This window comes from Fortiea sp. LEGE XX443 (assembly GCF_015206815.1).
Lineage (GTDB): Bacteria > Cyanobacteriota > Cyanobacteriia > Cyanobacteriales > Nostocaceae > Nostoc_B.
In genome coordinates this window covers 25715-34838 of the sequence record NZ_JADEXZ010000063.1, presented here as the reverse complement: position 1 = coordinate 34838, position 9124 = coordinate 25715, and the positions used below count along the sequence as shown (strand labels likewise).

10 protein-coding genes are annotated in these 9124 nt (G+C 41.2%); all 10 read right to left on the bottom strand.

What is annotated here, in order from left to right; translation table 11 throughout:
- Positions 1-187: 187 nt before the first annotated feature.
- Positions 188-739: a (2Fe-2S) ferredoxin domain-containing protein gene (locus tag IQ259_RS20335; RefSeq protein ID WP_193887813.1), complete on the bottom strand. Its 552-nt coding sequence runs from the start codon at positions 737-739 to the stop codon at positions 188-190.
- 137 nt (positions 740-876) lie between these two features.
- Complete coding sequence (gene nifT / locus IQ259_RS20330; protein ID WP_193887812.1) at positions 877-1080, bottom strand: putative nitrogen fixation protein NifT; 204 nt, start codon at positions 1078-1080, stop codon at positions 877-879.
- Positions 1055-1342, bottom strand: a complete 288-nt coding sequence (locus IQ259_RS20325) for a nitrogen fixation protein NifZ (protein ID WP_193887811.1) — start codon at positions 1340-1342, stop codon at positions 1055-1057. The genes nifT and IQ259_RS20325 overlap by 26 nt, the downstream gene beginning before the upstream one ends.
- Positions 1329-2462 carry a homocitrate synthase gene (nifV, locus tag IQ259_RS20320; RefSeq protein ID WP_193887810.1) on the bottom strand — a complete coding sequence of 378 codons (1134 nt, stop codon included), beginning with the start codon at positions 2460-2462 and terminating at the stop codon, positions 1329-1331. The genes IQ259_RS20325 and nifV overlap by 14 nt, the downstream gene beginning before the upstream one ends.
- Positions 2463-2928: 466 nt before the next feature.
- Positions 2929-3126 (bottom strand): DUF2949 domain-containing protein, encoded by a 198-nt coding sequence (locus IQ259_RS20315; RefSeq protein WP_193887809.1) that lies wholly within the window; start codon positions 3124-3126, stop codon positions 2929-2931.
- Between the two features lie 125 nt (positions 3127-3251).
- Complete coding sequence (locus IQ259_RS20310) at positions 3252-3485, bottom strand: Asr1405/Asl0597 family protein (RefSeq protein ID WP_193887808.1); 234 nt, start codon at positions 3483-3485, stop codon at positions 3252-3254.
- A complete protein-coding gene (gene cysE / locus IQ259_RS20305) occupies positions 3475-4215 on the bottom strand; it encodes a serine O-acetyltransferase (protein ID WP_193887807.1) in 741 nt (246 codons plus the stop codon). The genes IQ259_RS20310 and cysE overlap by 11 nt, the downstream gene beginning before the upstream one ends.
- A 647-nt stretch (positions 4216-4862) precedes the next feature.
- Positions 4863-6488, bottom strand: coding sequence for a serine/threonine-protein kinase (locus IQ259_RS20300; RefSeq protein ID WP_193887806.1), 1626 nt, complete (start codon positions 6486-6488; stop codon positions 4863-4865).
- Positions 6489-6653: 165 nt separating this feature from the next.
- On the bottom strand, positions 6654-8423 hold the full coding sequence (argS, locus tag IQ259_RS20295) for an arginine--tRNA ligase (RefSeq protein WP_193887805.1): 1770 nt from the start codon (positions 8421-8423) through the stop codon (positions 6654-6656).
- 138 nt (positions 8424-8561) lie between these two features.
- Complete coding sequence (locus IQ259_RS20290) at positions 8562-8768, bottom strand: glycogen debranching protein (protein ID WP_193887804.1); 207 nt, start codon at positions 8766-8768, stop codon at positions 8562-8564.
- Positions 8769-9124 lie beyond the last annotated feature (356 nt).

Sequence of the window (9124 nt, the reverse complement as noted above, 5' to 3'; positions counted from 1 at the left end):
CCTTTTAATTGCTGTGCAGTTTCCTTCAACAAATGCTTTAGTGAATCTGTTAATTCCATTGACACCTATGCACATCCAAAATCGAATCATCATTGAATTTACTACAAAAAGGGAAGGGAAAGGTTGCCGTTAGCAACCTTTCCCTTCCCGCCACCAGAATGATTATCATTTTCATAAGTTGTATACTTTATTCTCTGGAAGTCCCTAAGTGATTTTCTACCAAAGATGCGATCGCCTCTGGATGAAGTTTTTTGTATTTCTTTTTACCAAGCTGTAAAACACAGTTAGGTGCGCTGCTGCAACGCTTTTGACAGTCCGTGTGTTCGATTTTCACTTTGTCTAACAAACCGCGATCGCACAAAGTTTTTTCTAATTCTGATAATAAGCCTTTACCGCCTCGTTTGATGCAACCAGACTTTTGACACACCATAATTTTGGCTTGTGGTTGCAGTGTTAATTCTTGATGTTGGCAAGTATCAAGTGGTGTTATTTGATGTGCTTTAATTTTAATTTTACCCGTATGCGTATTTAACTTACTGATACCACAAACGCGAATTTGCTCACCAGTTACTAAAGAACAGCCTAGAGAGTGGCGTAACTCTTTCTTTAGTTTAATGTGTAATTTTCCCGATGAAATTGCTAATTGCAAATATTTAGCTTTTCCTGATTTCATACCAGTAAAACCTAGAAACTGCCCCTCTAGGTTCAATTCCGATAGCCTGAAATATTTGTCACCCATTGTTAGTTACTCAAAATTTAAACTAAAAATAATTAACCCCAAACTTTTGGGGTGTTGTTGCTCATGCTAAGTAAAAAGGAAGAAGGAAAAATTGTTTTTTACCTTTTACCTTCTCTCTTTACTGTTGACTTGTAATTCTAAACTAAACGTTTAGCTTCTACAGTTTGAGGTAAGTTGGCTGCATTTGGGATTTCACGGAATTCTAGTTCCCAACCATTGGCTAAAGTAAGAATTTTTCCTGATTCTCCATCAGTTTGTTTAACAACTTCTTCCTCTAAATCTTTTTTAGCGACGTAAACCGTTAAATTGCCTGCATCATTCATCCGTAGCATTACTTTCATGATTTTCCTCAGCAGATTCTAATTCTCTTTTTCGACAACCAACAACGATTCCTTTATCTAAGAAATGCACAGCGTAAATATAAGAACGTTGTAAAAAAGTACCTATACTTGCTATGTAGCCAATGTCTCCTTTTTTCGCTAAAATCTCACCTATTTCTCTACCGGGAAATGTCCCATCATTTTTAATTTGTTTACGGAGTCTGACTTTTTCCCCAATTTCAAAATCGGGTTCTGACTCTAATTCATATTCATCGGGCTGCATGAGAATACCTCTGTTCTTTTACCAAGTTCAAAAGTTCTTCTGTTGTGAGGCTACGTTTTTTCTTAACTGACTGTTGGCGAACTGCATCTAAAACAGACTGGGTTTCTTCGGGGTTGAGAAAGATACCATGCTGTTGGAGCAAGTTAGATACCAAATGCTTTCCAGAATGTTTACCGACAACTAAACGTCGTTCCCAACCTACTTCTTCAGGTGCAAAGGGTTCGTAGGTATGGGGGTTTTGTAGTACGCCGTGTGCATGAATTCCAGATTCGTGAGCAAAGGTATTTGCGCCCACAATCGCCTTCCAAGGTGGTACGCCAGCACCGGAGGCTGCTGCTACAAGTTGTGATAATTCCAACAAACGGGGTGTGTTAATCCCCATATCTAAGCCATAGATGCGTTTGATGGCCATGACAACTTCTTCTAATGCGGCGTTACCGGCTCTTTCACCTACGCCGTTGACGGTGGTGTTAACAGATGATGCTCCACCTTTAATCCCCGCTAAGGCGTTAGCTGTCGCCAAGCCGAAATCGTTGTGGGTGTGGATTTCTACAGGGATCGACAACCAGGAAACGAGGCGCTTTACTTTTTTGTAGGTGGTGAAAGGATCGAGAACACCTACGGTGTCACAGAAGCGAAATCGAGATGCACCCCATTCTTGAGCATACAGAGCGACATCCAACAAAAAGCTTTCGTCGGCTCTGGAGGAATCTTCACCGCCGACTGCAACCCAAAGGCCGCGATCGCGGGCATAACTGATACAATCTTTGAGTCTTTGCAGACTTACTCGCCATTGTCCATGAAATTTTGCAGCGATTTGGATACCGGAAACTGGAATCGCAATATGTACTCGCTGCATTCCACAGGCGATGGAAGCTTTAATATCTGAGATGACAGCACGGTTCCAAGCTAGGAGGTTGGCTTTTAAACCCAAGTCAGCAATCATTGAGATGGCGTGGATTTCTTCTTCACCCATCGCCGGAATCCCAACTTCTAGTTCATGTACGCCGATAGCATCGAGAAATTTGGCGATCGCAACTTTCTCTTTTAAGGTAAAAGCAACACCTGCTGCTTGTTCGCCATCGCGCAATGTAGTGTCATTAATTATGATTTCACTCATGTCAAACAGCCTCTGAGGAATTTTCCTTAATATTCTTTCTGGAGCGTTAACTATTTTCCGCAACGCTGAGTAATGGTAAACGCTATAAATTAATACAATTAATATTTTGTCTTCATCATTCTTTAATGTTACCCAAATAGAAATAACGCATCTGTATGACAGAAAACAAAACGAGAGTATAATTTAACAACTGTTTTTACCATTGTCAGCTAAGATTTTTTCGAGTAGAAGATAGCCGAGATAGTTATTAACTAGACTCGAAATTGATAAGAAAATAAATCCGCAAATAAAGCTAGAAATCATAGTGTCATCTCCCGATAATTTCAAGTCATTTTTGCCAAAAACTTTAAGCTGGCGATGTCTAGTGAGAAGCTGCTTTACGTCTACTTACTCAGACTCAAACCCAAAAACCAAGCTCTCGTCAAACTTTATTAAGTAATTACGAATTACGAATTACGAATTAGTCTTATGGTTGGGCATCTAGCCAATCTAAAATTTGTTCTAGCTGTTCTAAGTTAACCAGTCCATATTGCCAAAGCAGCATCGGTAAGGGAGCATCATCAAATTTTTTGTGTCGCAATGCTAAAGCAATATCTGCATTAGTAAGTTCGATTTCTGTATGTAAAAAATTGATGAATTTTATCTCTTTCGTGCGGGTAAACATAATTCGGCTTAGAACAGATAAGTATAGATAAGAATTAAAGGTTGAGAATGCAATTTAAGAGACTGAAAAAAACAGAATTAACGATATTTGAGAAGCTGATTTTTTTCTGTTTTCCAGCACAGAGTTTACAAATACCAGCAGTGTTCTAACCAATTCAGTAATTCTTGGCGAGGTGCTAGACATTGCATAACGGTACTGCGGACTAAAATAGCTGCTAGTAAACTATTTACTTGTACCCGTAAAGAACCATCTGGCGGACAAGAACAAGGAATCATCAACTCTTGCAAACGGTGATAGATTCGCCAGCGATCGCTCAACGGAATCTGTAAAACTTGCTCGCCTAAGGTATTATTTGTCATTTGTCCTTTGAATTGCTATTGACTCTTGACTTTTGAGTTTTTGTTCCAGTTGTTCAATGCGAGAAAGTAAGGAACGAATGATAGTTGCTTCGACATCGGGAAGTTTGTTGTGTTCTAGGGGAGAGTGGTTGCTATCTTTACGAGAGATAATCCGGCCGGGAACGCCGACAACTGTGGAATCAGGAGGAACATCGCGCAAGACAACCGAACCTGCACCAACACGGACGCGATCGCCAATTTGAATATTCCCTAAAACTTTCGCACCTGAACCGATAACAACATCTTTCCCCACTGTTGGGTGGCGTTTCCCACTATCTTTACCAGTTCCGCCTAGGGTGACACCTTGATAAATCAGCGTGTAGTCTCCCACAATCGCAGTTTCACCAATGACAATGCCCATCCCGTGGTCGATGAATACGCTTTTACCAATCTCTGCCCCTGGGTGAATTTCAATTCCTGTCAAGAATCGCCCAATATGAGAAATTAAGCGAGGAAAGAAAACTATTCCTCGACGATGCAACCAGTGGGCGAGACGATGTAAACACAGTGCGTGCAATCCAGGGTAGCAAAACACAACCTCCAACCAATTACGTGCTGCGGGATCACGTTCAAAAATAATCCGAAAATCACTCAACAATGGCTCAAAATAAACGCCAGAGAGTAAATTTTTCAGCGGGAATGTATTTGCAGAATCTGGCGCTTGGTGATTACTGTCTAATGACTGTTGCATCGTTACTGCCTGGGTAAAAAAGCCTTGTGCTATTTTTATGCTTATATCAGGCGACTCCCAACAGGACAGTACACTCTATGTCCGTTGGATTTATTGGATTTATTAAGGTTGTACTCAAGCACTTCAACGCTTGATTTTAGATTAATTTAAAATTTCTCTTGGGGTGGGGGTACTAGTGTTTCAAAGTAGGGGTACTAGTATTTGTTGGGTGGGGGTTTAAGAATTGAGGTACTCACTATCAAATGCTTTGCCTGTAAGAATTTGCAGCGATTTAGGCAAGTTATTTTACGATATATTAAGCTGTACTCAATTGCCCGGAAATAGGATGTAGAGACTACTACAACTTAATTTCTGTATCTCTAGTTACGATTGTAATTTTATAATTTTGCCACGCAAAAAACCAATTTCTTCACTTTGTTTTAGCTTTTATTTTCTGTATTTTTAAATACTTTTAAATCTACAACAAAATTTTTAAGATATAGCAGGAGACAGGGGGCAGAATTAAAAATCTTTGGTGTCTAAGTTTTATCATCTACCGATGTCCTAACTACCTTGGCTATTGCTATATCTATCCACCATCAACCTAATTAATTTCCTACACTGACAAATCAATACGGTTAAGAGACGTTACATTGTAACGTCTCTACTTAATTACCATTGGTTTGTGGCTTTTCATCCTTTTGAGATGGAGTGTTAGCAGAGGAATTTTGCTTACTTTCCACAATTGGTACAACCACAGCGGAAGAATCTGAGCTTTTTGATTCTGTGGTTGGTGCTGGTACTGGGATAACTACAGGATTCGATCGCTTACCTGATGGATTTGGGGTAGCTTGATTACCAGCAGCTGGTAAAGTATTGACAGGCGATCGCTTGGGAGAACCTTCCCGTTCTGAACGGTACGCTCTGAGTTTGTCTACTAGTGAAGAAGAAGAAGTGTTAGGCGAAACAGCCGCCTGCTTAGGATTTTCACGAGCAGCAGTTTCTGAGTTAGTTGATGATGTATTCTCTGAAGAAGTGCGGCTGTTGTTATTTGTTGATTCCGCTGCGGATGTCGGACGATTGCGCTTGCGTCGTCTAGAAATATACGCCGATTCAGCACCATCTGTAGTTTGAGTATTTTTGGCAGTATTACTTGCTGCTTCCACAGGCGATGGGGAAATTTGAGGATTAGAGGTATTTTCGGTTGATTCAGTTGTGGGGTTAGCAAACAGAGGCTTTGCAGATGGTTGGGGCTGTGTATTATGAGAAAATATACTAGTAACGCCAAAACCTGCGGTAGCCGCAACTAAGGCTACACTTACACCAATTAATACTTTAGAATAAGCTAGTTTTTTGCCAATTGCCGTAACAGAATTGATTGGCGATCGCTTGTTTTTGTGATCGAAAATCGGTTGTTTTGGCTGTGTCGATAAATTCACTGTTGCGACTGTATGAGTTGCTGCGCCTTGAAGTACGCCATTTACTTCACTACTAGGCAATATTTGTAGCCATTCTGCCACTGTCGCCGGACGAAAGCGAGACTCAACAGCCATACCGCGCATGACAGCTTGATTGACTGCTGCACTCAGGTGGGGTTGTAACTCCTTGGGGGATGGCATTTGTTCGCGATCGCGCAATAATGCTGGCATGGGAACCTGTGCTGTCAACAAAGCATACAAGGTAGCTGCCAAACCATAAACATCTGTAGCTGGTGTGCGCGGTGCTTGCGTCAGGTACTGCTCAATTGGTGCGTAGCCTTCAGAAACTATGCCTGTGTGAGTTTGTTTCACACCGCTATTAAATTCCCGCGCAATCCCAAAATCAATTAGTACTACCTCTTGAGTGCCTTGGCGGAGGATAATATTGTCTGGTTTAATATCGCGGTGCAGTAAACCATTATTGTGAACTACCTGTAAAGCTGCCCCAATTTGGCGGATGTAATGAATTGCTGTTGCTTCTGGTAAAGGTATTCCTGGCAGTACAAAGGCATTGCCTAAAGTTTCACCAGGAATATATTCCATCACCATGTAGGGTAGCCCATCTTCTACAAAAAAGTCGCTAACCCGCACAATATTGGGATGGATACAAGTAGCTAGTCGTCTGGCTTCATCTTGGAATTGGCGCTCGAACTTGGCAAAATCTTGATGTTGCCGCAAGCGTTCGTTAATAGTTTTCATCACTACATCTTGACCTAAGTAGTGATGCGTAGCCTTAAACGTAATACCAAAGCCACCGTGTCCGATTTCTTGGGTGAGGGTATATTTTCCACCCTGCAAAATTTTGCCTGCTAACATAGAAGTTTTGCGTTTTGAGTCCTGAATCCTGAGTGAGCAGATATATGGCTCCCGAAGTTAGAAAGCCTCCCCATTATCGCTAACGCTTGGTCTTTTTCATGATACAGTAGGCTCACGCATTGCATCTTGAAAATTAGGTGAAGGTAGAAGGTAGCTTTACCTGATCTACATTCTTTCTAATACTTGTATGCCTAATAAGGATAGTCCTAGCTTCAGGGTTTTCGCTGTCAAATCACACAAAACCAAACGGGATGTGCGCTGTGGTTCTTCTGCTTCTAAAACCCGGACACCGTGATTGCGATCGTAGAATACATTAAACTTTTTACTCAATTCGTACAGATATTCACATAAACGATTGGGCAATAAGTCTTGTTCCACAGTACTAATAACTTCACCCAATTGCAGTAAATACTTTGCTAGGGCAAATTCTGTTTCATGCTCTAATATGACTTGAGCGTTATCGCCCAATTCTTCAAAGTTAATACCACCCTTACGACTAATACCTTGAATCCGCGCATAAGCATAGAGCATATAAGGTGCGGTGTTGCCTTTGAGATCCAACATTTTATCGTAACTGAAGATGTAATTACTGGTGCGGTTTTGGCTCAAGTCAGCATACTTAACTGCACTAATACCAATCACTTGGGCAACATTAGCAATAAATTCTGCTGTTTCAGTCCGCTCATCTGCTTGTAATCTATTTTCTACATCAGCACGAGCGCGGACAATTGCTTCATCTAATAAATCTCGCAGCCGCACTGTCTCCCCGGAACGGGTTTTGAACTTTTTCCCATCTTCCCCTAACACCAAACCAAAGGGAACATGCACAAGTTCCACATCATCAGGAATCCAGCCAGCTTTGCGTGCTACTTGAAAGAATTGGGCAAAGTGATTACTCTGTCCCGCATCTGTAATATAAATAATGCGTTTTGCCTCATCTTGTTGAATCCGATAGCGTAACGCGGCTAAATCTGTTGTAGCGTAGTTATAACCACCATCAGATTTCTTGACAATTAAAGGTAAAGGTTCACCTTCTCTGTTAGTAAACCCTTCCAAGAAAACGACTTCTGCACCTTGGTTTTCTACAAGTAAACCGGATTTTGCTAAATCTTCGACAACTGTGGGTAGCAATGGGTTGTAAAAAGATTCACCCCGTTCATTTAAATGGATATCTAGCAAGTCATAAATAACTTGAAACTCTTGGCGTGATTGTTCACACAGCAGTTTCCAAGCATGAAGGGTATCTTCTGCGCCTGCTTGTAATCGGACAACTTCTTGTCGTGCTGTTTCTTGGAAAGCTTCATCAGCATCAAAGCGCTGTTTAGCTTGGCGGTAAAAGCTGACTAAATCGCCGATATCTAAAGCGTTAGCGGTAGTTAAGGCTTGGGGATAAACTTCCCGCAGGTAAGTAATTAGCATCCCAAATTGCGTACCCCAATCACCCACATGATTTAACCGCAAAACATCATGTCCGCGAAATTCCAGAATCCGAGCGATGGAATCACCAATAATTGTGGAACGCAAGTGTCCGACGTGCATTTCTTTGGCAATATTCGGACTGGAAAAATCGACAATTTCCCGCTGCGGTGTTTTCGCCTGGGGAACTCCTAACCGAGAGTCGGAGTAAATAGCCTTCAGTTGTGCTTCCAGGTAAGCTGTTTTTAGTTTCAGGTTGATAAAACCAGCACCTGCAATTTCTGCTGGTTCGCAGATTTCTGAGACATCTAATTTTTCTACTATAGCGGTGGCGATCGCTCTTGGTTGTTGTCCTAATTTTTTACTCAGGGATAAAGCCACGTTCGCTTGATAATCACCAAATTTAGGATTACCCGCAGGAACCAAACTCGGATCTATTCTGGCGTATTCATCGCCAAAAGCAGCAACCATTGCCTGCTGTAATTTTCCTTTTAATTGTTCTTGTGTAGCATTATTCATATATAAATGTTATCTGCGACAGGCGGGCTGTGGCTGCGGAAAGTAGCATATTCTCGGAAGCCTGACTATTTTAACCTTAAAATATCTTCACTTACTCCAAGTCAGCGATCGCTACCTATTCCCTTCACCTAAAATGGATTAATCAAGTTTCAAGGCATTAACTGGAACTTCATCCCAAGAATTAACAATCCTTAATATTGCTGTCCAACCGTCTGCTTTTTGTTTTTCGGTCAAATTTTTGTCAAAAGACTCATGACAATCGTTGGCTTGAGTCTCATTACAACAGGCAATACAGGCATATATCATACCAGACGGATCAATTTGCTCATTTACCCAAATAGTCATGGGGCATCCTCTCAAAAGTTATAGATTAACAAGGCATTTGGTCATTTTAGAATACTCTCAGGAATGGCGATGTAGGTGTTTGAAGATTTAGGGATAAAAATTAGTTAACTCCACTACAGAAATCTTGGTATCAAGAATAGCTAAATAATTACGGGCTATGTAAATCCAAAACAGTGTCAGCGTTTCATGATAGCCACCGTTGGGCGTAGTCTAGATATTCATGGCTGTGTTGTAGCGCTGAATACCTTGACGAATTAAATTTATCGCTTGTTTTTCCTCATACTGAGTTAGCTACCATATTGCAACTGTTAAGTGTGTCAAATGATTCCATTCAGAACGTGCTAGGGTGCAGTTAT

Excerpts from the sequence above, each read along its gene's own strand:
- cysE (WP_193887807.1), bottom strand. The coding sequence starts at position 4,215 with ATGCAACAGTCATTAGACAGTAATCACCAAGCGCCAGATTCTGCAAAT.
- nifV (WP_193887810.1), bottom strand. The coding sequence starts at position 2,462 with ATGAGTGAAATCATAATTAATGACACTACATTGCGCGATGGCGAACAA.
- IQ259_RS20310 (WP_193887808.1), bottom strand. The coding sequence starts at position 3,485 with ATGACAAATAATACCTTAGGCGAGCAAGTTTTACAGATTCCGTTGAGC.
- nifT (WP_193887812.1), bottom strand. The coding sequence starts at position 1,080 with ATGAAAGTAATGCTACGGATGAATGATGCAGGCAATTTAACGGTTTAC.
- argS (WP_193887805.1), bottom strand. The coding sequence starts at position 8,423 with ATGAATAATGCTACACAAGAACAATTAAAAGGAAAATTACAGCAGGCA.
- IQ259_RS20325 (WP_193887811.1), bottom strand. The coding sequence starts at position 1,342 with ATGCAGCCCGATGAATATGAATTAGAGTCAGAACCCGATTTTGAAATT.
- IQ259_RS20315 (WP_193887809.1), bottom strand. The coding sequence starts at position 3,126 with ATGTTTACCCGCACGAAAGAGATAAAATTCATCAATTTTTTACATACA.
- IQ259_RS20290 (WP_193887804.1), bottom strand. The coding sequence starts at position 8,768 with ATGACTATTTGGGTAAATGAGCAAATTGATCCGTCTGGTATGATATAT.
- IQ259_RS20300 (WP_193887806.1), bottom strand. The coding sequence starts at position 6,488 with ATGTTAGCAGGCAAAATTTTGCAGGGTGGAAAATATACCCTCACCCAA.
- IQ259_RS20335 (WP_193887813.1), bottom strand. The coding sequence starts at position 739 with ATGGGTGACAAATATTTCAGGCTATCGGAATTGAACCTAGAGGGGCAG.